Below are 24450 nucleotides of genomic sequence, written 5' to 3' on the forward strand. Positions count from 1 at the left end.
GTTGCAGGTGCGTTGGCTGTGCTCATTCATCCCAGTCACTTACCTGAGTAAGCTCCTGGGGATTCATTCCCTTGCCGCCTGCCTGCACCTTGAATAATTTAGGGTATACATAGTCGATTTAAGTGGTCGGGAGAGGGTTTTGTTGCGCGTTAGTCGCTCGTTAACGATAAAACAGATGGCAACGGTGTCCGCCGTGGCAATGGTGACCATCAGCATTTTTATCGTCATCCAGTTATTCCACTTTGTGCAGCAGCGCAGGATTGACTACGCCCAGCAGATGGAAAATATCGCGCACACGGTGCGCCAACCGCTGTCAGAAGCCGTTCTGAAAGGCGATATTCCGCAAGCCGAACGTATCCTTAACACCCTGAAACCGGCGGGCATTCTGTCTCGTGCCGATGTGGTATTGCCGAATGCGTTTCAGGCGCTGCACGCCGATTTTGTGCCGGAAAAACCGGTGCCGCGTTTTGTGGCGCGTCTGTTTGAGCTGCCGGTGCAAATTACCCTACCGCTCTATTCAGTTGAGCGCACCGGGCTGCCCAAACCGATTGCCTATCTGGTACTGCAGGCTGACTCGTCGCGCGTTTATCAGTTTCTGCTGAGCACGTTATCGACGATGATCACCACCTATTTGCTGCTGGCGCTGATCCTCTCGGTGTCGATTAGCTGGTGTATCAATCGCTTGATTGTTCACCCGTTACGTAATCTGTCGCGTGATTTGCAGGAGTTGCCGCCGCAGGCCATCCTCACGCACAAGCTCGATTTGCCGAATAATCATCGCGACGATGAAATCGGTATGCTAATTCGCAGTTACAACCGCAATCAGCAGGTGCTGGAGTCGATTCATGATGAAATGAGTCGCATGACCACCCATTTTGCTGTGACCGACCTGCCCAACCGTGCCCTGTTCCTTGCGTTACTGGATCAGCACGCCAGCCATCGCCATAGCCGTCAGCCGTGGGGATTGATGGTGATTCGTATCGAAACGCTGCAGGAAGCCAACGGTGTACTGAGTGATGAACAGCGCGATACCCTGATGCTGACGCTGGTGGAGAAGATTCGCAGCACCGTTGACGATCACACCCTGCTGGCGCAAACCGGACCCAGTGATTTCGCGCTACTGATGAAGCGTGCGCACAACCCGTTCCGCGCCATGCGCCTGGCGCGTAACCTGATGATTCGTATCAACCAGCCGGTGAATTTACATCAGTTACAACTGCGCCCAAACGCCAGTATTGGTCTGGCGCTGCATGATGACAGTGTTGTCAGCGCCAGCGAGCAACTCGACCGCGCGACCTCGGCAATGATGTCGGCGCGTCATCAGGGCAAAAACCAGATTCTGTTCTTTGATCCGGCGCTGACTGAGCGGGCGCAAAAACGCCTGACGCAGGAGCACGATATCCTGCAGGGGTTGCAGGATGGTCAATTTGCACTTTACCTGCAGCCGCAAATCAATATGCAAACCGGTGAGCTGGCGGGTGCGGAAGCGCTATTGCGTATGCGCATGCCGGATGGCAGCTATGGTTTGTCAGAAGAGTTTATCGCCAGCGCGGAAGAGATTGGGGTGATTTCCGCGATTGGGCGCTGGGTGTTTGAAGAAGCCTGCCGCATCCTTGCCGCGTGGCAGAAGCTGGGCATCAATATTCCGCTGAGCGTCAATATATCGGCAGTGCAGTTGCGTGACCCCAGCATGGTGAGCCATTTGCAGGGCTTGCTGGAGCGACATCGTATTGCACCTGGCAATTTCGTGCTGGAAATTACCGAAACCGCGCAGATTGGCGATGCCGAGCAAGCGATTTCGCTGCTGCGTTCGCTGCAGCAAACCGGCGTGGCCGTGGCGCTGGATGATTTTGGCATGGGTTACTCCAATCTCAATTACCTGCATCAGTTTAAAGCGCTGCCGGTGAACAAGCTGAAGATGGACCGCAGTTTTGTTGCGGCGCTACCGGATGATGACACCATGGTGCGTATTGTCGCGGCGATTGCGGACATCATTCATCTTGATGTTATTGCTGAAGGCGTGGAAACCGATGAGCAGCGAGACTGGCTGCTGGCACGCGGAATTACGATAGGGCAAGGCTACTTATACGCTGAAGCGCTCCCTCTCAACGTCTTCAACCAACGCTGGCTTGACAGCTCGTCACATCCTGAATAATCACATTGGTTATTGATTTTACTCACGAAATTGCTATCAAGCGGTTTGCTGAAGCGTTTCAGTTCATAGTTAGAGTTTTGTAACTTTTGTAAGGAATGTAAGGGTATATTAATCCTGTTAATGGAGTGTTATTTTCCCGCAATCGGTAAGGTTTTTCGCTTCCAGGCGGCTTGCCGCATGCGTTCTCCATAATAACGGCGGTGAATTCCGTCTATACCTGGACACCTGTTATGAAACTGTTCAAAAGCCTCTACTTTCAGGTGCTGGTTGCCATCGGCATCGGCGTTCTGTTGGGCCATTACTATCCTGAGTTAGGCGCGCAAATGAAGCCGCTTGGCGATGGTTTCGTTAAGCTGATCAAGATGATCATCGCCCCCGTGATTTTCTGTACGGTGGTGACCGGTATTGCCGGCATGGAGAGCATGAAAGCAGTTGGACGGACTGGCGCAGTCGCGCTGCTCTATTTTGAGATTGTCAGCACCATCGCGCTGATTATTGGCCTGGTGGTGGTTAACGTGGTGCAGCCGGGTGCGGGCATGAACGTTGATCCCGCGACGTTGGATGCCAAAGCCGTGGCGGTTTACGCCCAGCAAGCACAGGATCAGGGCGTTATTGCCTTCTTGCTCGATATCATTCCGAGTAGCGTGATCGGTGCCTTTGCCAGCGGCAATATCTTGCAGGTGCTGCTGTTCGCGATTTTGTTTGGTTTTGCCCTACATCGACTGGGTAACGCCGGTACCGTGATGTTCAACGTCATTGAGAGCTTCTCGAAAGTGATCTTCGGCGTTATCAATATGATTATGCGTCTTGCGCCCATCGGTGCTTTCGGTGCCATGGCGTTTACCATCGGTAAATACGGCGTGGGCTCACTGGTGCAGCTCGGTCAGCTGATCATCTGCTTCTACATCACCTGCGTGCTGTTTGTTGTGGTGGTGTTAGGTTTGATTGCACGCTGGGCCGGCTTCAACATCTTCAAATTTGTTGCCTACATCAAAGAAGAGCTGCTGATCGTGCTGGGTACCTCTTCATCTGAATCTGCGCTGCCGCGTATGCTCGACAAGATGGAGAAGCTGGGTTGTAAGAAATCGGTGGTGGGTCTCGTTATTCCAACGGGTTACTCTTTTAACCTTGATGGCACCTCGATTTACCTGACCATGGCGGCGGTATTCATTGCCCAGGCCACCAATGCGCACATGGATATCTTCCACCAGATCACGTTGTTAGTGGTGCTGCTGCTCTCCTCAAAAGGCGCAGCGGGCGTGACCGGCAGTGGCTTTATCGTGCTGGCGGCCACCTTGTCTGCAGTCGGACATTTGCCGGTAGCAGGTCTGGCGCTGATTCTCGGTATCGACCGCTTTATGTCTGAAGCGCGTGCATTGACCAACCTGGTGGGTAACGGTGTGGCGACGGTTGTCGTGGCGAAGTGGGTCGGTCAGCTGGATGAGAAGCAGATGAAAGCGACGCTTTCTTCAGCGAAAAAGGTCAATAACGCCTCACAAACCAGCGTCTGATCGCCTATTTGCGTTAATTTCCCGAGAAATGCCCGCTGTCGCTTGCCCTGACAGCGGGCATTTGCATAATAAACCCCATTGATTTTTTCCCGATTTTTTACCTCGTTGCGCGACATCCTGACCTTCCTGTGGTCAAAGAGTCTGTTCTTCATTAAACGTGGCGGCTAATGGCCGCGCCGGTCACCAAAGATGTGACCGCACATGTCGCGATAACGAGCGTTGATCTGTTTATGTAGGGGTTCACATGCAGGGCACCAGAATTCGACTTTTGGTTGGCGGATTAATCCTTGCGGCATCCGGCTTTGGCGCGCACGCCGAGACACTCCAGCCCGATCCCGCGTGGCAGGAAGGCAAACTGGACAATGGTTTTAGCTGGCAGTTACTCACCACGCCACAACGTCCAAGCGATCGTATTGAATTACGTCTGATTGTTAACACCGGTTCACTGGTGGAGAGCGCTCAGCAAACCGGTTTCAGCCATCTGATACCGCGTCTGGCAATGGTGCACAACACCGCGCTGGATACCAATCAGCAGCGTGCACTGTGGCAGCAAGCCATGGATCCGCAACGACCGTTGCCGCCAGCGATCTCGTCGTACGATTACACCCAATACAACCTGAGCTTGCCCAACAACCGCCCGGAGCTGCTGAAAGAAGCGCTGAACTGGCTGGCGGCAACCGCAGGGAAAATGACCATCAATGAGCAGGTGGTATCAACCGCGCTGACCGCGACCGATCCTATCGCCACCTGGCCGCCAAATACCCAGGATGTCTGGTGGCGTTACCGTCTCAAGGGTTCCGCGATGCTGGCGCACGATCCGGGCGAACAGCCGCGCGCGCCGGTCGATATTGCACAGCTCAACAGCTTCTATCAGCAGTGGTACACGCCGGATGGCATGACCCTGTATGTGGTGGGCAACGTTGACAGCCGCAGCATGGCAGAACAAATCAACAAAACCTTCTCCGTGCTGAAGGGGAAACGGGTGGCGCCCGCAGCACTGCCTACGTTGTCTCCTTTGCCACATCAGCCCGTCAACCTGGTCAATGGCGGGATGAGTCAGGATCGCCTGTCGCTGGTGTGGGATACGCCGTGGCAACCGATTCGTGACTCGCAAAACTTACAGCACTATTGGCAGAGTGATTTGGCGCGCGAAGCGCTGTTCTGGCATGTGCAACGCGCACTGGCGGACAGCAAAGCACAGAGCGTGCAGGTGGGCTTTGATTGCCGCGTGCTTTACCAGCGTGCGCAGTGTTCCATCAACATGGACAGCCCGAACGCATCGCTGGCGCAGAACATGAACCAGGTGGCGAAAGAACTGGCGGCAGTGCGAGATAAAGGCTTACCGCAGGATGAGTTCGATGCGCTGATGGCGCAGAAGCTGCTGGAACTGAATAAGCTGTTCGCCACCTATGCGCGCACGGATACCGATATCTTGATGGGGCAGCGTCTGCGCTCGCAGCAGAACGCGGTGGTGGATATCGCGCCGGAGCAGTATCAAAAGCTGCGTCAGGCGTTTCTCAGTGGGTTGACACGTGACCAGCTGAATCAGGAATTGCGCCAGCAGCTGACGCAGGAACTGACGATGGTGCTGATTCAACCACAAGGTGAAGCTGAGACCAACGTGAAGATGCTGCAGGACGGCTGGGATAAAGTGATGAAGGTACCGGATGCTCCTGCAGCACCGGCGGCTTCTGATGAAGCTAAACCGGAAAGTAACGGCAGCGCGAGCGCGACCGACCCGGCGCAACCATCGTCATGACACAGGGCTTATGATTCATGACCCTTGTATCAAGTCTTATGATTCATGGCACATGGCAAGTGGCATATGAGATCTCCAAAATAATTTGAGTTGCAGCAAGGCGGCAAGTGGATAAGTCCCCCGGAGCTTACGTCAGTAAGTGACTGGGGCGCATCCACGCAGCGAACGCAGCTGCAGCTCAAAGTATGAAGGAGATCACTTGGCGCGTAGCCATTCGGTGACCAGCATCGGCCAACTGGCGAGGGGCAGATCGGCGACGCCGCGAATGCCAAATCCATGGCCGCCTTTCTGATAAAAGTGAATTTCCACCGGCACCTTGTGTTCACGCAGGGCGCTGAAAAACACCATGCTGTTGTTCACCGATACCGCTTCATCATCGGTAGCGTGAATTAGCAGCGTTGGCGGTGTCTGCGCATGTACGCGCGTTTCCATTGAATACGCATCAATCAACCTCTGGTCCGGCCATGCACCGAGCAGGCGAGTGCGCGAACTTTCGTGTGCCAAACCCTCGCGCATGCTGATCACCGGGTAGAGTAGCACCATGGCATCCGGGCGCGGCGAGAAGCTGTCGGCCTGATCCTGCACCGGATAAATTTTCTCACCAAAGCGCGTCCCCAGACTGGCAGCCACATGCCCACCCGCTGAGAAGCCCATCATCACAATGTATTTACCGTTCATGCCACGCTGCGCACGATCGCGCAACACGCGCACCGCACGTTGTGCATCGGCCAGCGGGGCATCGGGACCTTCGTGGTGGCCATCGTAGGGCAGGCGATAAGTCATCACTGCCAGCGTATAACCCATCGATGTGAAGAACGTGGCGAGGGCACTGCCTTCACGGTCAATCAGTACTCGCTGATAGCCGCCGCCGGGCGCGACCAGCAGCGTAATGCCGTTGGAGGTTTCCGGGTGCCAGATCGCCATTTCAGGGCAACGTACGCCGGTTGCGGCGCGGTCATAGGGTTCGTACTCTTTGGCGAGATCGACGATTTGCGGCTGAGCGCGCGAATCACTCGCGCCTGGCGCATCACCGTGTGGCCAGATATTAATGATTTCTGTGTGCATAAATCAGTCCTGAGCGAGTCGTGTTGTCATTATTTTGTTCGCGGCCGGATTAACAGCGTCCTGCTGTTATTGATTAAAACATGGTCTGTTTTCGCGCTGGCGTCCAGCCGAAAACCCACCATTTCTGCAGTTTCGGACTATGCCTGGCGGCCCGATTTCTGTCCGTAATCTATTGAATTTAAATTGATATGGTAAGAGTTGCTAAACTGGCGAGGGCGGATATGAGCCAAAGATGGATCGCTGGCGAGGTTAGTTGAAATTCGCAGTGTAATGTCGGGGTTTAAGACAAATTATCCTGTGCATTGCGTAAGTCGTGATTATCAAATCAACAGCGGCAAAGTGAACGCCTGGCGCCAACAGATATCCAGCGGCGCCAGGCGTCGTGCCTGAAATAGCGCCGCTGGAAAATGCTGACAGGAGGGTTACTGCGGCATAGCGCTTAAAGGGATAATGGCTCCACGATGTTGGATCACCGTGCTGGCGGTGAGATGACCGCGCGCGGCCGCATCTTCTGCACTCCCTCCGGCTAAACGCACGGCCAGATAACCGGCACTGAAAGAGTCGCCTGCGGCCGTGGTGTCGATCACCTTCGCTTTAGCCAGCTTGATGGCAGGCACTTCACGCAGCGGCTCATCGCCTATCGCCACTAAACAGGAATCGGCACCGCGTTTGATGGCAATCTCCTGCACACCGGCTTCGCGCGTGCGTGCAATCACTGCGTCCAGCGGCTGCTCACCCCACAGCAGGTGCTCATCATCCAGCGTCAGGAAGGCGATATCGGTATGATGCAGCATCTCGGCATAAGCCTGTTGCGCGCTAGATTTGTCTGCCCACAGACGTGGACGGTAATTGTTATCGAAAATGACCTTGCCACCGTTCTGGCGACAGGTGCTGAGCAGTGCCATCAGCTTCTCCCGGCTGGCAGCTGGCAGAATCGCCAGGCTTATACCGCTGAGATAGAGGTAATCGTAGTGGGCCAGCTGGGCGCAAATCGCGTCAGACTCTGGGCCATCCAGCCAGAAGCGTGCAGCGGCATCATTGCGCCAATACCAGAAGGTGCGCTCACCGTGTTCGTCGGTTTCAATGAAGTAGAGGCCCGGCATTTTATTGTCGAGGCGCTGAATGAGCTGGGTGTGAACCTGCTCCTGCTGCCAGGCAGCGATCATCTGGTCACTGAAACTGTCGGTGCCCAGCGCGGTGACATAGTCCACCCGCAGCTGCTGGCTATCTGACTGGCGTGCCAGATAAACCGCTGTGTTTAGCGTGTCACCGCCAAAGCCACGTTTGATGTTCTCACCTTTTTCGGATAGCTCAATCATGCATTCGCCAATGATGGCAATGTTCTTCTGCGTCATGGTCTTCGGCCTGTAGTGAATTCTGCCCTCGAGTCTCGCGTCTGGTATGGCAGCTGTCAATGGTTTTTAAAACGATGTTTTAATTTAACTTAAGGTGCCTGAACCCTCTCTCCACGGCGATTTAACGGACAAAGCGCCGCTTGTTTTGCCGATTAAGCCTGAAACGCGCTGATACACTCAACTGCTCGTGAGGTGGCTGAGACCAATAAAGTTATCGTGTTACTCGCCGATACTTGCCGCTGAGAAACAATTTGCAGGCACCCACCACCTACCAGGAAAAAACCATGGTGATGAACAATTTAAGTCATCGGCTGCCTATTTCAATTGAACTGGAGCAACAACAGGAAACGCGTTTCTTCTGGCAGCAGTGCCAACGATTCTATACTTTCCAGCCGATTTACCAGGTCTCCGGCCGTTTACTGGCTATTGAATTACTGACTGCGGTGACACACCCCTCCGCACCAGAGAAAAGGTTGTCGCCCGAAACCTATTTTGATGCGCTGACTATCGCGCAGCGCCTTGATGTCGTCGAGGAACAGCTTGAGCTGTTATTACAGTGGTCACACTTTTTCAGCCAGCGTCAGCTGGTGGCCTCGGTGAATATTGATGGTCCGACGCTGTTAGCCATTGAGCAGCATGACGATATCCGCCAGTTGATTACGCAGCTCCCCTGGGTGCGTTTTGAACTCACGGAGCATCATGCATTGCCGCAGGAAGAGATGGTAGCGAAGATGCCTGAACTGGGGCCGCTGTGGCTCGATGACTTTGGGTCAGGCATGGCAAACTTCTCTGCGCTGACTGAGCTGCGCTATGACTACATTAAACTGTCGCGCGAACTGTTCATGCTGCTGCGCTCTACCGATGAAGGTCGCTCGCTGTTCTCCATGCTGCTGGCGTTGATCAATCGCTATTGCAACGGCGTTATTGTTGAAGGCGTGGAGACCGAAGAGGAGTGGCAGCAGGTGCGTAATTCGCCTGCGATGGCGGCACAAGGCTATTTCTTCTCGCGCCCTGTTCCCTTCAGCACGCTGGAATCCCTGGCGCTCGAGCTTCCCTGATCCCGATCCGCAACGTCTCGACTACAGTTATGTGAGACGTTGAGGGCAAGGAGGAAGCAGAATGTCACGTACGGGAAAAGTCCTGAGTTGGGTGTTCGGGATTTTATTGTTGTTGGTTGTGGTGGTGGTGGTGATTATCGCCACGTTTGACTGGAACCGCCTGAAGCCAACCATCAACCAAAAAGTCTCCACTGAGTTAAACCGGCCTTTCGCCATTCGTGGCGATCTGGGTGTTGCCTGGGTGCGCAATCGCGAAGAACCCGGTTGGCGCAGTTGGGTGCCCTGGCCGCAGGTGCATGCCGACGACATTATGCTGGGCAATCCGCCGAATATTCCCGATGTCACCATGGTGCATTTGCAGCGCGTTGAAGCCACGCTTGCGCCGCTGGCGCTCCTGCATAAACAGGTTTATCTGCCATGGATTAAAATGCAGCTGCCCGATGCGCGGCTGGTGCAGACGGCGGATAAAATGAATAACTGGACCTTCAACTTAGCCAGCAGCGAGAACAGCGATGCCAATGCGCCGCCTTCTGCCTGGTCTTTCCGCCTCGATAATATCCTGTTCGATAAAGGCCAGATTCGTTATCGCGATGCCATCAATAAAGCCGATGTGACCGTCACCCTTAATCCACTGGGCAAACCGGTGCCTTATGCGCAGGTAGCGGGCGGTAACGACCAGCAGAAAGGCGCGGGCGATTTTGTCTTTGGCTGGCAGGCGGATGGAACCTACAACAATCAGAAACTGACTGGCGACGGTAAGATCGGCGGCATGCTCTCGTTGCGCAGCAAAACCACACCGTTCCCACTGCAGGTGGATGTGCGCAACGGCACCACGCGCGTGCGCGTTGACGGGACGTTGCAGGATCCTTTAAATCTCGGCGGGCTGGATGTGCGTCTGCGCTTTGCTGGCGATACGCTGGCGAATCTGTACGGTTTAACTGGCGTGCTGCTGCCTGATACGCCGCCGTACGAAACTGACGGCCATTTGATCGCGCGCTTCAATGAAGAGAAAGGGCCGCTGTTCCGCTATGAAAACTTCAATGGTCATATTGGCGATAGCGATATTCACGGTTCGCTGGCTTATCACCAGGTGAAACCGCGCCCAACGTTGACCGGAGAATTAACCTCGAACCAGTTGCGCATGGCGGATTTAGGCCCGCTGATTGGTGTGAATTCGGGCAAGGGCAGTGAGAAAACCCAGCAGGCTAAAGCCCAGCGTGGTGACGCTTCGACTCAACCGGCCGATCGCGTGCTGCCGCATGACAAGTTTGATACCAAAAGCTGGGACGTGATGGATGCGGATGTGAAATTCAGCGGAAAACGCATCGAACACAGTAGCAAGCTGCCGCTGAGCGACCTTTATACCCATCTGCAGTTGAAAAACGGTGACTTGCTGCTCGATCCGCTGCGCTTCGGCATGGCGGGCGGCAGTATCAACTCCACCATTCATCTGGAAGGGGATAAAAGCCCGATGCGCGGTCGCGCGGATTTGCATGCGCGTAAGCTGCAACTGCGTCAACTGTTCCCGAATGTCACGGCGATGCAGCGCAGCCTGGGTCAGTTAAACGGCGATGCCAGCCTGAGCGGTACCGGCAACTCGGTAGCGGATATTCTGGGGACCAGCAACGGTGAACTGAAACTGCTGATGAATGATGGATTGATCAGCCGTAGTCTGATGGAAATTGCCGGCCTGAATGTCGGTAACTATGTGGTCGGCAAACTGTTTGGTGATGATGAGGTGCGCATCAACTGTGCCGCCACCGACCTCAATATCCGTCAGGGTCTCGCCACGCCGAAAGTGTTTGTGCTGGATACGGAGAATGCGGTGATTAATGTCACCGGCAACGTTAACTTTGCCAATGAAGGGCTGGATTTATCTATTAATCCAGAGAGCAAAGGCATTCGTATCATCACCTTGCGTTCGCCGCTGTATGTGCGTGGCACGTTCAAAAATCCGGATGCCGGAGTGAAAGCCGGGCCGCTGATCGCACGTGGCGCCGCCGCAGTAGCGCTGGGCGCGGTGGTGGCACCGGCCGCAGCACTGCTGGCACTGATTTCACCCAGTGATACTGATGCCAATCAGTGCAGTAATGTGCTGCAGCAGATGAAAAGTAAAAAGTGATCAGTTACGCCACAGCACTTTGATGATGTGATACCCAAAGGCGGTTTTCACCGGCCCGTAAGGCTGCAGCAGCGGGCAGGAGAACACCGCCTTATCAAAGGCGGGCACCATTTGGCCTTTGCGGAATTCACCCAGATCGCCACCGTTACGCCCTGATGGGCAGGTGGAGTGCTTTTTTGCCAGCTGCTGGAAGTTTGCGCCCTTTTCCAGCTGGGCCAGCAGGGATTTGGCCTGCGCTTCATCCTTGACGAGGATGTGCAAAGCTGCCGCGGTTTTCGCCATGTTGGTGTCTCTGTATGTATGTATAATGTTCGGCGCATTATATCCCCGTCCTACTTCAAATTGCAGGTGCGTTGGCTGCGTATGCTTGATACGGTGACTGATTGAGTCAGTCTCCGGGAGTCGCTCACCTGTCCATATTCCTGCCATGCGAAATCGTCAGGGGATCTCCTTTTCATTTGTTGAGTGATATTCCGTTATGCGTTTAAACCCCGGCCAACAACGTGCTGTCGAATTTGTCACCGGTCCCTGCCTGGTGCTGGCCGGTGCAGGCTCGGGTAAGACCCGCGTCATCACCAATAAAATCGCCCACCTGATCCGCGAGTGTGGCTATCAGGCGCGCCATATCGCTGCAGTCACCTTCACCAATAAAGCCTCGCGCGAGATGAAAGAGCGTGTCGCGCAAACGCTCGGACGCAAAGAGGCGCGAGGCCTGATGATCTCCACCTTCCACACATTGGGACTGGAGATCATTAAACGTGAATACAAAGCGTTAGGGATGAAAGCGAGCTTCTCATTGTTCGACGACCAGGATCAGCTGGCGCTGTTGAAAGACCTCACTAAACAGTGGCTGGAGGAAGACAAAACGCTGTTGCAGCAGCTGATTTCCACCATTTCCAACTGGAAGAATGATCTGGTCGATCCGCAGGGTGCGGCTGGCCTGGCCAAATCCCAGCGCGACCAGATTTTTGCCCACTGCTATCAGCTGTATGACCAGCATCTGAAATCCTGCAACGTACTGGACTTCGACGATTTGATTGCGCTGCCGACGCTGTTGCTGCAACGCAATCAGGAAGTGCGCGAGCGTTGGCAGCAGCGTATTCGCTATTTATTGGTGGATGAGTATCAGGATACCAACACCAGCCAGTATGAGCTGGTGAAACTGCTGGTGGGCGCGCGGGCGCGTTTCACCGTGGTAGGCGACGATGACCAGTCAATTTACTCCTGGCGTGGCGCGCGGCCGCAAAACCTGGTGTTGCTGAAAGAGGATTTTCCGGCGCTGGAAGTGGTTAAACTGGAGCAGAACTATCGCTCAACCCAGCGCATTTTGAAGTCAGCTAACATCCTGATTGCCAATAATCCGCATGTGTTTGAGAAGCGCCTGTTCTCCGAGCTGGGCGAGGGCAGCGAGCTGAAGGTGCTGAGTGCCAACAATGAAGATCATGAGGCCGAGAGGGTGGCCGGTGAGTTAATTGCCCACCACTTCGTCAACAAAACCGCCTACAAAGATTATGCGATTCTCTATCGCGGCAACCACCAGTCGCGCGTCTTTGAAAAGCAGCTGATGCAAAACCGCATCCCCTATCGTATTTCTGGCGGCACCTCGTTTTTCTCGCGCCCGGAAATCAAAGATTTGCTGGCCTATCTGCGCGTGCTGACCAATCAGGAAGACGACAGTGCCTTCCTGCGTATCGTCAATACTCCGCGCCGTGAGATTGGCCCCGCCACGCTGCAGAAGCTGGGTGAATGGGCCAACCTGCGCAATAAAAGTCTGTTCAATGCCAGCTTCGATATGGGACTGGAACAGACGCTGAGCGGGCGCGGACTGGAGCATCTGCAGCGTTTTACTCAATGGCTGAATGAGATTATCCAGCTGACGGAACGCGAACCGGTGAATGCGGTACGCGATCTGATTCGCGGTGTCGATTATGAAAGCTGGTTGTTTGAGACCTCGCCTAGCCCCAAAGCCGCCGAGATGCGCATGAAAAACGTCAACACGCTGTTCCAGTGGATGACGGAGATGCTGGAGGGCGATGAGCTGAATGAGCCGATGACGTTGGCGCAGGTGGTGACGCGCTTCACGCTGCGCGACATGATGGAACGCGGTGAGAGCGATGAGGAGAGCGATCAGGTACAGCTGATGACCTTGCACGCCTCCAAAGGGTTGGAGTTCCCGTATGTTTATCTGGTCGGTATGGAAGAGGGGTTGTTACCGCATCAGAGCAGCATTGATGAGAACAACATCGAAGAGGAACGCCGTCTGGCCTATGTGGGCATTACCCGCGCGCAAAAAGAGCTGACCTTTACCTTGTGTCGTGAACGTCGTCAGTATGGCGAACTGGTCCGCCCGGAACCGAGCCGCTTCCTGATGGAGCTACCTCAGGATGATGTGGTGTGGGAGCGCGAGAAAAAAGTGATCAGCGCCGAGGAGCGGGTGAAAACCGGGCAGACGCGCGTCGCGGGTTTACGTGCGATGCTGGAGAATGCGAAGAAGGGGTAAAACCCCCGCCGTTCGTTCAGCCAGGCCTCTGGCGAGAACCGTGGCGAGCGAAGCGGAGGCAAGGCGAAAATTTCCCGGCAAAGCGGCGTGTACAGGCCGTAAATGAGCATTTGACGGGAGCTTTTCAACGCAGCATCAGCAAGCGCAGCAGGTTTGATCAAGAGATAGTCAGCAACCAGTGCACATAAGACTGGTAATGACTCTCTTGCTCCAGCAACTCGGCACGCAGCGGATGCGCGTCCAGCCAGCCTGCGGGGAGTGTCAGGTGCAGCGCATCATCATCCGCCTGTAAACGTACCGCAGGCAGCGTGTCATCACGACGTCGGCTAGAGAAGATTAGCGCCAGACGCAGTAAACGGCTTAAGCGTTCCGCCATACGTGGTGGCACAGCGTTCTGCTGCGTCAGTAAAGCGAGATCGATACTGCCACTCTGATTCTGCAGCAGGCAGGCGAGCATTTTTTTCTGTGCAGGCGTAAAGCCGGGAAGATCGAGATGGCGAATCAGGTAAGCTGCGTGCTGCGGTGCCTGGCGGAAATCAACGCTCAGGCCAATTTCGTGAATCGAACAGGCGCTCAGTAGCAGATCGCGACATCGGTTATCCAGCTTCCAGGCAGCGCTCACCTGGCGGAAAAAGCTTTCAGCCAGCTGACGCACGCGGCTTGCCTGCTCCACATCGATTGAGAAGCGGCGCTGGACGTTTTGCAACGTGCGGCTACGAATGTCGCGGTCAATCGGCAGATGCAGCATGCCGTACACCAACCCCTCACGCAGTGCGCCACCGGCCAGCGTCATGCTGTCGATGCTAAGTTCATGGAAGATAGCGATCAGAATCGACAGGCCGCTGGGAAACACCAGCGCGCGCTCGAGTGTCAATCCTTCGATTTCCAGCTCTTCCAGCTTGCCGCACTGAATCGCACGCTGTTTTAGCTGCTGCAGCTTGCTCAGGGTGATGCGTTCATCCATGCCCTGTGCAACCATAATTTCCTGCAATGCCTGCACGGTGCCTGAAGCGCCGACGCAGATCTGCCAGCCTTTTTCACGCAGTGCAGCCGCGACCGGACGAATCATATCGCGGGCCGCTAATTCAGCCTGCTCGAAATTTTCTTTCGCCAGGTGACGATCGCCAAAGTAGCGTTCCAGCCAGGTGACGCAACCCATCGACAAACTAAACAACGTGGTCGCGTGCGAACCCTCGCCGGTGACCAGCTCGGTGCTGCCGCCGCCGATATCCACCACCAGGCGCTGATCGGACCCCCCAGTGGTATGAGCAACACCTTGATAAATCAGGCGTGCTTCTTCCTCGCCGCTGATGACATTCACCGGGCAGCCAAGGATTTCTTCGGCGTGAGTCAGGAAGTCCTGGGCATTTTCAGCAATACGCAGCGTAGCCGTGGCGACCACGCGGATTTGCTCGGGGGGAATATCTTGCAGCTGTTCAGAGAAGAGCTTCAGACATTGCCAGCCACGCTGCATCGCCTCGGCGGAGAGGTGATTGGCTTTGTCCAGACCGGCAGCCAGACGTACCTTGCGCTTTATACGCGCAATGGTCTGAATACTGCCGGACACTTCGCGCACCACCAACATATGAAAGCTGTTAGAGCCTAAATCAATCGCAGCATAAAGTGACGATGCGCTCAGCATGGTGTGCTTAACTCGAACGTTTACGGTTGTTATTGCGCGGCGCACCGCTACGACGGTTGCTGTTGTTCCCGCCACGGCGTGGGCCGTTTCCAGAACGGCTGCGCTGCAGACGTTTCGGCGGAGGCAGCTCACTCATCAGTGCTTCGCTGCTGTACTTACTCACCGGAATACCGTGACCAATGTACTCTTCAATCGCTGGCAGGTTGAGTGCGTACTCTTCGCACGCCAGGCTGATGGAGTGTCCGCTGGCACCCGCGCGGCCGGTACGACCGATGCGATGCACGTAGTCTTCACGGTCGTCAGGCAGATCGTAGTTGAACACGTGGGTCACGGCAGGAATGTGCAGACCTCGCGCTGCAACGTCGGTCGCGACCAGAATATCCACATCACCTTTGGTGAAGTCATCCAGAATACGCAGACGTTTTTTCTGTGCCACATCGCCCGTCAGCAGACCTACACGGTGACCGTCCGCGGCCAGATGGCCCCAGATATCTTCACAGCGGTGTTTGGTGTTGGCGAAGATGATGGCGCGGTCGGGCCACTCTTCTTCGATCAAGGTTTGCAGCAGACGCATCTTCTCTTCATTCGAAGGGTAGAAAAGTTCTTCTTTGATGCGATGGCCGGTTTTCTGCTCCGGTTCCACTTCCACGTATTCAGCGTTGTTCATATGTTCAAACGCCAGTTCACGTACGCGGTAAGAGAGGGTAGCCGAGAACAACATGCTCAGACGCTGGGTGGCCGGCGGCATGCGGCGGAACAACCAACGGATATCTTTAATAAAGCCAAGATCGAACATGCGATCGGCTTCATCCAGAACCACGACCTGAATGGCGCCGAGGTTGATGTGATTTTGTTTCGCATAGTCGATGAGGCGACCGGTGGTGCCCACCAGGATATCGACGCCATCGGCCAACACTTTCAGCTGTTTGTCGTAGCCGTCACCGCCATAAGCCAGACCCAGTTTCAGACCCGTGACTTTTGACAGCGGCTCTGCATCGGCATGGATCTGCACAGCAAGTTCACGCGTCGGGGCCATGATCAGCGCACGTGGCTGATTAATCTGGCGGCCTTCAGCGGCTGGATGAGAAAGAAGATGATGAAACGTTGACGTCAGGAACGCCATCGTTTTGCCGGTACCGGTTTGCGCCTGACCCGCAACATCACGCCCTGAAAGCGCAAAAGGCAGTGCCAACGCCTGAATAGGCGTGCAGTTAGAAAAGCCTTTGGTATCAAGGGCTTCAACCACCTGTGGGTGCAGGGCGAAGTCGGAAAACTTCTGTTCAGTTAAGTGTGTTTTGCTCATAGTGTGGTAGAATATCAGCTTACTAGCGCTTTACGAAAGCGTATCCGATGAAATAAAGTCAACCTACGTTGGTATATTTTACGCCAATTCGCCAGGCACAATCTTTGGAGTTAAACATGAGCAGCGATAAAATCGTTCACTTAACCGATGACAGTTTCGACACTGACGTGCTGAAAGCCGACGGTGTCACTCTGGTAGATTTCTGGGCTGAATGGTGTGGTCCTTGCAAAATGATCGCCCCAATTCTCGACGAAGTCGCAGAAGAGTACGACGGTAAGCTTACCATCGCCAAGTTGAACATTGATGACAACCCGGGCACTGCGCCTAAATATGGCATTCGTGGTATCCCGACACTGCTGCTGTTCAAGAACGGTGAAGTGGCTGCGACCAAAGTAGGCGCCTTGTCTAAAGGTCAGCTGAAAGAGTTCCTGAACGCTAACCTGGCCTAAGCCCGGCGCGGTGTTGTTCCGCAGTGGTGAATTTTTTCGCCACTGCTGGACGTCTCCATTCAGGCGTGTTAAGTTGACCTCACTGCATTACGCACTTACCTTGTAGTTTGCATCTAAAGTTTTCCCTTGTCAGACCCTGCTCGCATTGAACGTTATCGTGGTTTGGCAATCTGATGACTAGCACATTCGGCATCACCTTTCGACCATCTCTTCGTTTCCTATCGCCACATCAGACGATAATCGTCGAGCAGAGTTGAAAAAGAGCCATTAACGGCATGGAATTTTTGCCATACCACCCACGACAATCATTTCGAGAATTACCCCGAGTTTAAGAACCCTCACTATGAATCTTACCGAATTAAAGAACACGCCGGTTTCTGAGCTGATTACCCTCGGCGAAAATATGGGTCTGGAAAACCAGGCACGTATGCGTAAACAGGATATTATTTTCTCTATCCTTAAACAGCATGCGAAAAGTGGCGAAGACATCTTTGGTGATGGTGTGCTGGAGATATTGCAGGACGGATTTGGTTTCCTCCGCTCTGGAGACAGCTCCTACCTCGCCGGTCCCGATGATATCTACGTTTCTCCCAGCCAAATCCGCCGCTTCAACCTCCGCACTGGTGACACCATTTCTGGTAAAATTCGCCCGCCAAAAGAGGGTGAACGTTACTTTGCGCTGTTGAAAGTTAACGAAGTTAACTACGACAAGCCGGAAAACGCGCGTAATAAGATTCTGTTCGAAAACCTCACGCCACTGCACGCAAACAATCGTCTGCGTATGGAGCGCGGTAATGGCTCAACCGAAGATTTGACCGCTCGCGTACTGGATCTGGCATCGCCGATTGGTCGCGGTCAGCGCGGTCTGATCGTGGCACCACCGAAAGCCGGTAAAACCATGCTGCTGCAGAACATCGCACAGAGCATTGCGTACAACTATCCGGATTGCGTGCTGATGGTGCTGCTGATTGACGAGCGTCCGGAAGAAGTGACCGAGATGCAGCGCCTGGTGAAAGGCGAAGTCATCGCATCCACCTTCGACGAACCGGCTTCACGCCACGTTCAGGTCGCTGAGATGGTGATCGAGAAGGCTAAGCGCCTGGTCGAGCACAAGAAAGACGTTATTATCCTGCTTGACTCCATCACCCGTCTGGCGCGTGCTTACAACACCGTGGTACCGGCTTCCGGTAAAGTATTGACCGGTGGTGTGGACGCCAACGCCCTGCATCGTCCGAAGCGTTTCTTCGGTGCAGCACGTAACGTGGAAGAGGGCGGCAGCCTGACCATCATCGCGACTGCGCTGGTTGATACCGGTTCGAAGATGGACGAAGTGATTTACGAAGAATTTAAAGGTACAGGTAACATGGAACTGCACCTGTCGCGTAAAATTGCTGAAAAGCGCGTATTCCCAGCGATCGATTACAACCGCTCCGGTACCCGTAAAGAAGAACTCCTCACCACGCAGGAAGAGCTGCAGAAAATGTGGATCCTGCGCAAAATCATCCATCCAATGGGTGAAATTGATGCGATGGAGTTCCTCATCAATAAGCTGGCGATGACCAAAACCAACGACGAATTCTTCGATATGATGAAGCGTTCGTAAGTTGGCGAAATTGAATCGCTAAGCGAAGCGATTCTTTCGCACAATTTGCCAGGATTTATTGCTAACGCCACGTCTTAACGTGGCGTTTTTTTTTTATGGGCATTAGGATTAGCCCAGTCAGGAAGAAAGATAATGATTGTGCCAGAAAGGTGCTGGTTTTTTCAGCAATCAGACTTTTCCCAGGCATAATTCGGACAAAGGATATACGGCAATGGCAAGAATCTTGCTTATTGTTGTCGATGATTTTAGCTGAGAGCGTTAACGTGAATTTACTCACTATGAGTACTGAGCTTGGTTTTGTTTTTCTGTTTACTTTAGTGTTCCTATTTTTTGCCCGTAAAGCCGCTAAAAAAATTGGGCTGGTGGACACACCTAATTTAAGAAAACGACACCATGGCGCCATTCCGTTAGTGGGTGGAATCTCCGTATATGCGGGGATCTGCTTTGCTTTCGCTATTTCAGATTATTATTTGCCTCACGCGGCACTTTTCCTCTGCTGCGCAGGGGTGCTGGTGCTGGTGGGTGCACTGGACGATCGGTTCGATATCAGCGTTAAAATCCGCGCATTAGTACAAGCGGCGGTGGCCATCGTGATGATGGTCGGCGCAAAACTGTATCTGCTGAGCCTCGGATTTATCATTGGTCCGGTGGAATTGGTTGTTGGGCCATTTGGTTACGTGCTCACACTGTTCGCCGTTTGGGCTGCCATTAACGCCTTTAACATGGTTGATGGTATTGATGGCCTGTTGGGTGGATTGGCCAGTGTGACCTTCGCCGCCATGGGCATCATCCTCTATTTCGACGGTCAGACCAGCCTCGCCATGTGGTGTTTTGCCATGATTGCCGCCACCATCCCCTACATTTTGCTTAATCTGGGTCTGATTGGTCGCCGCTACAAGGTCTTTATGGGCGATGCCGGCAGCACCATGATTGGCTTCACCATTATCTGGATCCTGCTGGAAACCACCCAGGGTTTGAGCCATCCGATTACGCCGGTCACGGCACTCTGGCTAATTGCCATTCCGCTGATGGACATGGTGGCGATTATGTATCGCCGCCTGCGTAAGGGGATGAGTCCGTTCTCAGCTGACCGCCAGCATATTCACCATTTGATCATGCGTGCCGGCTTCACCTCCCGCCAGGCCTTTGTACTGATCACCGTGGCTGCTGCGCTTTTAGCCGGTATCGGCGTGCTGGGCGAGTACCTTGCTTTCATCCCCGAGTGGGTGATGCTGGTGTTATTCCTGATGGCGTTTTTCCTTTACGGCTACTGCCTGAAACACGCGTGGCGTGTGGCGCGCAAAATCCGTCGCATTAAACGCCGCTGGCAAAGCAGTGGCGAAGATAAAAAATAAGTTACCCCGATCAGTACCCTGATAAGGACTTTTGTTATGACCTCTGTCGTTGTGGAGAACGAACTGGATGTGCGCGGCCTGGGCTGCACGCTTTGGCGCGGTAAGCGATGGATTATCGGCTTTGCGCTGCTGTTTGCCTTACTGGCATGGCTTGCCTCGATGCTGATGAAACAGGCATGGAGCACCACCGCCGTTACCGATCGTCCCACGGTGAATATGCTGGGTGACTTCTTTGTACAGCAGCAATTCCTTAATAACCTTGATGTGCGTAACAACACGCTCAATCTCAACACGCCCGCCCCCACCGTGATGGATGAGGTCTATCAGGAGTTCACCATGCAACTGGCTTCCTGGGACACGCGCCGTGATTTCTGGCAGCAGACCGATTACTTCAAAAGCCGCAAAAGTGGTAATACACACAACGATGCGGCTTTGCTGGACGATTTAATTACCAATATTCAGTTCACACCCGCGGATGCGGCGCATAACACACTGGATAACATAAAGCTGATTGCCGAAACCGCTGGCGACGCGAATAACTTGCTGCGCCAATATATCGCCTATGCCAGCGAGCGTGCCGCACGTCATCTGAATGCGGAACTAAAAGGCGCATGGCAGGCGCGCAGTGCGCAGTTGCAAGCGCAGGTGACTCGTCAGCAGGAAGTGGCACAGGCGGTGTTTGATCGCCAGCGCCAACGTATTGAACAAGCCTTAAAGGTGGCAAGCCAGCAGGGCATCCAGGAAAACCGTGCACCGGCCATCGGCGAAGCGCTGCCTGACAGCGATCGCTTCCTGCTCGGGCAGCAAATGTTGCAGGCTCAGCTCGATACATTGCAGGCCAGCGGGCCCGCTTACGATCTGAGCTATGATCAGAACAGAGCGATGCTGGGCACGTTGCAGGCAGGCGCGCAATTGGATAAGCCATTCCAGACATATCGCTATCTGCGTACGCCTGAAGAGCCGGTGTCGCGCGACAGTCCGCGCCGAGTGTTTATGATGATCATGTGGGGCGTCATTGGCGCGCTGGTGGGTGCAGGTGTGGCGCTGGTGCGCCGTCCTCGTCCAACGTCACCAACGAGCCATTAAAGAGAAGCCACGTGAAAGTTCTGACCGTATTTGGCACGCGTCCTGAGGCGATCAAAATGGCCCCGCTGGTGCAGGCATTGGCGCAGGACCCGTCGTTTGAATCACGCCTGTGCGTGACCGCGCAACACCGTGAAATGCTTGATCAGGTGCTGCGGCTGTTCAAGCTGCAGCCCGATTACGATCTCAATATTATGCGCCCGGAGCAGGGGCTGACGGAGATCACCAGCCGCATTTTGCAAGGAATGAAAACGGTGCTCGCCGATTTCCAACCCGATGTGGTGCTGGTGCACGGCGATACCACCACCACCTTTGCCGCTAGCTTAGCCGCTTTTTATCATCAGATCCCTGTGGGGCACGTCGAAGCAGGACTGCGCACGGGCAACCTGATGTCGCCCTGGCCGGAAGAGGCTAACCGCACCTTAACTGGTCATCTGGCAAGCTACCATTTCACTCCAACCGAGAGTTCGCGGCAGAATCTGCTGCGTGAAAATTTGCCGGATGACTGTATCGTTGTTACCGGCAATACGGTGATTGATGCGCTGCTATGGGTGCGCGATCGGGTGCTGGATGATGGCGACCTGAATGCGCGTCTGGCAGCGCGTTATCCGTTCCTTGATGCAGATAAAAAACTGATCCTGGTCACCGGCCATCGTCGTGAAAGCTTTGGCGGCGGTTTCGAACGCATTTGCAGCGCGCTGGCGCAGATTGCACGTCAGCATCCGCAGGCGCAAATCGTCTATCCGGTGCACCTCAATCCCAACGTCAGCGAGCCGGTTAATCGTATCCTGAGTGGGATCGACAACATAATTTTGATTGAGCCACAGGAGTATTTGCCGTTTGTCTGGCTGATGAACCGTTCCTGGCTGATCCTCACCGATTCCGGGGGCATTCAGGAAGAAGCGCCATCGTTGGGTAAACCTGTTCTGGTCATGCGTGATACTACTGAGCGTCCGGAAGCGGTGGATGCGGGCACCGTAAAACTGGTCGGTACCGATATCAACCGGATTGTCGAAGAAGTCGGCCTGCTGCTGCAGGACGAGGAAGCCTGGCAGAGGATGAGTCGCGCGCACAATCCGTATGGCGATGGACAAGCCTGCGCGCGCATCCTGCAGGCACTGAAACAACACAGAGTATAATTATGCGTTTTGAAACCATTTCCGTTATCGGACTGGGCTACATTGGGCTGCCTACGGCGGCCGTTTTTGCCTCAAAGGGAAAAAAAGTGATCGGCGTGGATATCAATGTTCGCGCAGTCGAGACCATTAATCGCGGCGATATTCACATTGTTGAGCCGGAGCTGGGTGATGTGGTGCGCAACGCCGTTCAGGCAGGACATCTGCGCGCCACCACAGAATCCGAAGCCGCGGATGCCTTCTTAATCGCTGTACCCACGCCGTTTATCGGCGATCATCAGCCGGATCTGAGCTACGTACAGGCGGCAGCATTGTCGATTGCACCGGTATTGAAAATCGGCGATTTGGTGATTCTTGAATCGACCTCACCGGTTGGCGCTACCGAGCAGATGGCCACCTGGCTGGCGGAGGCGCGTCCTGACCTGCGTTTCCCGCAGCACGGTGATGACTGTGACGTGTTTATCGCTTACTGCCCGGAGCGCGTGCTGCCCGGCAAAGTGATGGTAGAACTGCTGGAAAATGACCGTGTGATTGGCGGCATGACGCCTGCGTGCTCAGCACGGGCCAGCGAACTGTATCGCATCTTCCTGCGCGGCGAATGTGTGGAAACCAACGCGCGTACTGCGGAGATGTGCAAACTCACGGAGAACAGCTTCCGCGATGTGAATATTGCGTTTGCCAATGAGCTATCGCTGATCTGTGCGGAGCAGAAGATCAACGTGTGGGAGTTGATTGCGCTGGCGAACCGCCATCCGCGCGTCAACATTCTGCAGCCCGGGCCGGGCGTCGGTGGGCACTGTATCGCTGTCGATCCCTGGTTTATCGTGGCGCAAAATCCGGAGCTGGCGCGGCTGATTCGCACCGCGCGGGAAGTGAATGATGCGAAACCGACGTGGGTGTTAGATCAGGTCAAACAGCAGTTGGCAGATTGCCTGACTGTCAGCGGCAAACGTGCTTCTGAGGTGACGATTGCCTGCTTCGGCCTGGCGTTTAAACCGAACATCGATGATTTACGTGAAAGCCCGGCGATGGCGGTGGCACACCTGATTGCTGAGTGGCACAGCGGCAGCACGCTGGTGGTTGAACCGCATGTGGCAGAAATTCCTGCGCGACTGGCAAATGAAGCAACACTGGTTTCCACTGAGGATGCGTTGCAGCAGGCGGATATCATCGTGATGCTGGTGGATCACACGCCGTTTCGCGCGATCGATGCCAGCCAGATTACGCAGCCGTGGATTATCGATACTAAAGGTGTCTGGCGATGAAACAATTCCTCATCACGGGTGGTGCTGGCTTTATTGGTTCCGCACTGGTGCGCTTCCTGATTGAGCAAACAGACCATCAGGTGGTGGTGGTGGATAAACTCAGCTACGCTGGCAACTTAGCCTCTTTGGCTTCAGTACAGAATGATGCGCGCTATGCCTTTGAGCAGGTGGATATTTGCGACAGAGCCGAACTGGACCGCGTCATGGCCCAGTATCAACCGGATTGCATTATGCATCTGGCCGCAGAAAGCCATGTGGACCGTTCGATCGATGGGCCAATTGCGTTTGTCGAAACCAACATTGTGGGCACCTATCAGCTACTGGAAGCGGCTCGCCACTACTGGAATGGCATGGTGGATGAGCGTAAAAAAGGCTTCATCTTCCATCATATTTCCACTGACGAAGTGTTTGGCGATCTGCATGGCAGTGATGATTTCTTCACTGAAACCACGCCTTATGCGCCCAGCAGCCCTTATTCAGCGACGAAAGCCAGCAGCGATCATCTAGTGCGGGCCTGGTTACGCACCTACGGCTTGCCAATTATTGTCACCAACTGTTCGAACAATTATGGCCCGTGCCACTTCCCGGAAAAACTGATTCCGCTCACCATCATTAATGCCTTAGCCGGAAAACCGCTACCGGTGTATGGCAATGGCAGTCAGATCCGCGATTGGCTGTATGTCGAAGACCACGCCAGAGCGCTTTACTGCGTGGTGAGCAGCGGCAAAGTCGGCGAAACCTATAATATTGGTGGTCACAACGAACGCCGTAATATTGAGGTGGTGGAAACCCTGTGTGATCTGCTGGACGAACTCGCACCGCAGCAGCGCGCGGCGCACCTCGCGTGCTATCGTGATCTGATTACCTTTGTCACCGATCGTCCCGGTCACGATCTGCGTTACGCCATTGACGCCAGCAAAATTGCGCGTGATTTAGGCTGGACGCCTCAGGAAACTTTCGAAAGTGGCATTCGCAAGACCGTGCAGTGGTATCTGGCAAATCCACAATGGTGGCAGGCGATTCTCAACGGCAGCTATCGTGGCGAGCGGTTGGGTTTAGCTACGCCGCACTGAGGCATAATACAGGAGC

The 24450-nt window shown here is 54.5% G+C and carries 18 protein-coding genes; 13 read left to right on the top strand and 5 right to left on the bottom strand.

Annotated features, from left to right (window positions below):
• Positions 1 to 142 precede the first annotated feature (142 nt).
• From hmsP to VH86_RS13760, 3 genes are all read left to right on the top strand, one after another.
• Entirely contained in the window at positions 143 to 2155 is a 2013-nt protein-coding gene (gene hmsP / locus VH86_RS13750) for a biofilm formation regulator HmsP (protein ID WP_197080216.1), read from the top strand.
• Positions 2156 to 2385: 230 nt separating this feature from the next.
• The gene (locus tag VH86_RS13755; protein ID WP_038643822.1) at positions 2386 to 3666 is read left to right on the top strand and encodes a dicarboxylate/amino acid:cation symporter; all 1281 of its coding nucleotides are present in this window, start codon (positions 2386 to 2388) and stop codon (positions 3664 to 3666) included.
• A 244-nt stretch (positions 3667 to 3910) separates the two neighbouring features.
• Positions 3911 to 5425 (top strand): pitrilysin family protein, encoded by a 1515-nt coding sequence (locus VH86_RS13760; protein WP_038643821.1) that lies wholly within the window; start codon positions 3911 to 3913, stop codon positions 5423 to 5425.
• 195 nt (positions 5426 to 5620) lie between these two features.
• Here the strand turns inward: VH86_RS13760 and VH86_RS13765 are convergent, their stop codons facing one another.
• Both VH86_RS13765 and VH86_RS13770 read right to left on the bottom strand, forming a co-directional pair.
• A complete protein-coding gene (locus tag VH86_RS13765) occupies positions 5621 to 6490 on the bottom strand; it encodes an alpha/beta hydrolase (RefSeq protein WP_045815005.1) in 870 nt (289 codons plus the stop codon).
• A 422-nt stretch (positions 6491 to 6912) separates the two neighbouring features.
• Complete coding sequence (locus VH86_RS13770; protein ID WP_045833202.1) at positions 6913 to 7845, bottom strand: sugar kinase; 933 nt, start codon at positions 7843 to 7845, stop codon at positions 6913 to 6915.
• Between the two features lie 284 nt (positions 7846 to 8129).
• On the opposite strand from VH86_RS13770, the gene pdeH reads away from it, so the two are divergent.
• Together pdeH and VH86_RS13780 are read left to right on the top strand one after the other, a co-directional pair.
• Positions 8130 to 8903, top strand: coding sequence for a cyclic-guanylate-specific phosphodiesterase (pdeH, locus tag VH86_RS13775; RefSeq protein WP_038643818.1), 774 nt, complete (start codon positions 8130 to 8132; stop codon positions 8901 to 8903).
• Between the two features lie 61 nt (positions 8904 to 8964).
• Entirely contained in the window at positions 8965 to 11025 is a 2061-nt protein-coding gene (locus tag VH86_RS13780; RefSeq protein WP_045833203.1) for an AsmA family protein, read from the top strand.
• Here the strand turns inward: VH86_RS13780 and ppiC are convergent, their stop codons facing one another.
• Positions 11026 to 11307 carry a peptidylprolyl isomerase PpiC gene (gene ppiC / locus VH86_RS13785; protein ID WP_034827827.1) on the bottom strand — a complete coding sequence of 94 codons (282 nt, stop codon included), beginning with the start codon at positions 11305 to 11307 and terminating at the stop codon, positions 11026 to 11028. It abuts the gene before it with no gap.
• Positions 11308 to 11503: 196 nt separating this feature from the next.
• Between ppiC and rep the strand changes: the two genes are divergently transcribed.
• Positions 11504 to 13525, top strand: a complete 2022-nt coding sequence (gene rep / locus VH86_RS13790; RefSeq protein WP_045815001.1) for a DNA helicase Rep — start codon at positions 11504 to 11506, stop codon at positions 13523 to 13525.
• Positions 13526 to 13682: 157 nt separating this feature from the next.
• Here the strand turns inward: rep and gppA are convergent, their stop codons facing one another.
• Both gppA and rhlB read right to left on the bottom strand, forming a co-directional pair.
• The gene (gene gppA, locus VH86_RS13795) at positions 13683 to 15167 is read right to left on the bottom strand and encodes a guanosine-5'-triphosphate,3'-diphosphate diphosphatase (protein WP_045833204.1); all 1485 of its coding nucleotides are present in this window, start codon (positions 15165 to 15167) and stop codon (positions 13683 to 13685) included.
• A gap of 7 nt (positions 15168 to 15174) precedes the next feature.
• A complete protein-coding gene (rhlB, locus tag VH86_RS13800; RefSeq protein ID WP_038643814.1) occupies positions 15175 to 16470 on the bottom strand; it encodes an ATP-dependent RNA helicase RhlB in 1296 nt (431 codons plus the stop codon).
• 116 nt (positions 16471 to 16586) lie between these two features.
• Between rhlB and trxA the strand changes: the two genes are divergently transcribed.
• The 7 genes from trxA to rfbB all read left to right on the top strand — a co-directional run bounded on the left by trxA (position 16587) and on the right by rfbB (position 24434).
• Positions 16587 to 16919, top strand: a complete 333-nt coding sequence (gene trxA / locus VH86_RS13805) for a thioredoxin TrxA (protein WP_003851963.1) — start codon at positions 16587 to 16589, stop codon at positions 16917 to 16919.
• Between the two features lie 343 nt (positions 16920 to 17262).
• Entirely contained in the window at positions 17263 to 18522 is a 1260-nt protein-coding gene (gene rho / locus VH86_RS13810; protein ID WP_034827837.1) for a transcription termination factor Rho, read from the top strand.
• A gap of 278 nt (positions 18523 to 18800) precedes the next feature.
• The gene (wecA, locus tag VH86_RS13815) at positions 18801 to 19877 is read left to right on the top strand and encodes a UDP-N-acetylglucosamine--undecaprenyl-phosphate N-acetylglucosaminephosphotransferase (RefSeq protein ID WP_038649742.1); all 1077 of its coding nucleotides are present in this window, start codon (positions 18801 to 18803) and stop codon (positions 19875 to 19877) included.
• A gap of 36 nt (positions 19878 to 19913) precedes the next feature.
• The gene (wzzE, locus tag VH86_RS13820; RefSeq protein ID WP_045833205.1) at positions 19914 to 20963 is read left to right on the top strand and encodes an ECA polysaccharide chain length modulation protein; all 1050 of its coding nucleotides are present in this window, start codon (positions 19914 to 19916) and stop codon (positions 20961 to 20963) included.
• A gap of 11 nt (positions 20964 to 20974) precedes the next feature.
• Complete coding sequence (gene wecB / locus VH86_RS13825; protein ID WP_045833206.1) at positions 20975 to 22099, top strand: non-hydrolyzing UDP-N-acetylglucosamine 2-epimerase; 1125 nt, start codon at positions 20975 to 20977, stop codon at positions 22097 to 22099.
• A 2-nt stretch (positions 22100 to 22101) separates the two neighbouring features.
• Complete coding sequence (gene wecC / locus VH86_RS13830) at positions 22102 to 23361, top strand: UDP-N-acetyl-D-mannosamine dehydrogenase (RefSeq protein ID WP_045833207.1); 1260 nt, start codon at positions 22102 to 22104, stop codon at positions 23359 to 23361.
• Positions 23358 to 24434: a dTDP-glucose 4,6-dehydratase gene (gene rfbB / locus VH86_RS13835; protein ID WP_038643810.1), complete on the top strand. Its 1077-nt coding sequence runs from the start codon at positions 23358 to 23360 to the stop codon at positions 24432 to 24434. The genes wecC and rfbB overlap by 4 nt, the downstream gene beginning before the upstream one ends.
• Positions 24435 to 24450: the final 16 nt, after the last annotated feature.

This window comes from Pantoea sp. BL1, assembly GCF_000963985.1.
GTDB lineage: Bacteria > Pseudomonadota > Gammaproteobacteria > Enterobacterales > Enterobacteriaceae > Pantoea > Pantoea rwandensis_B.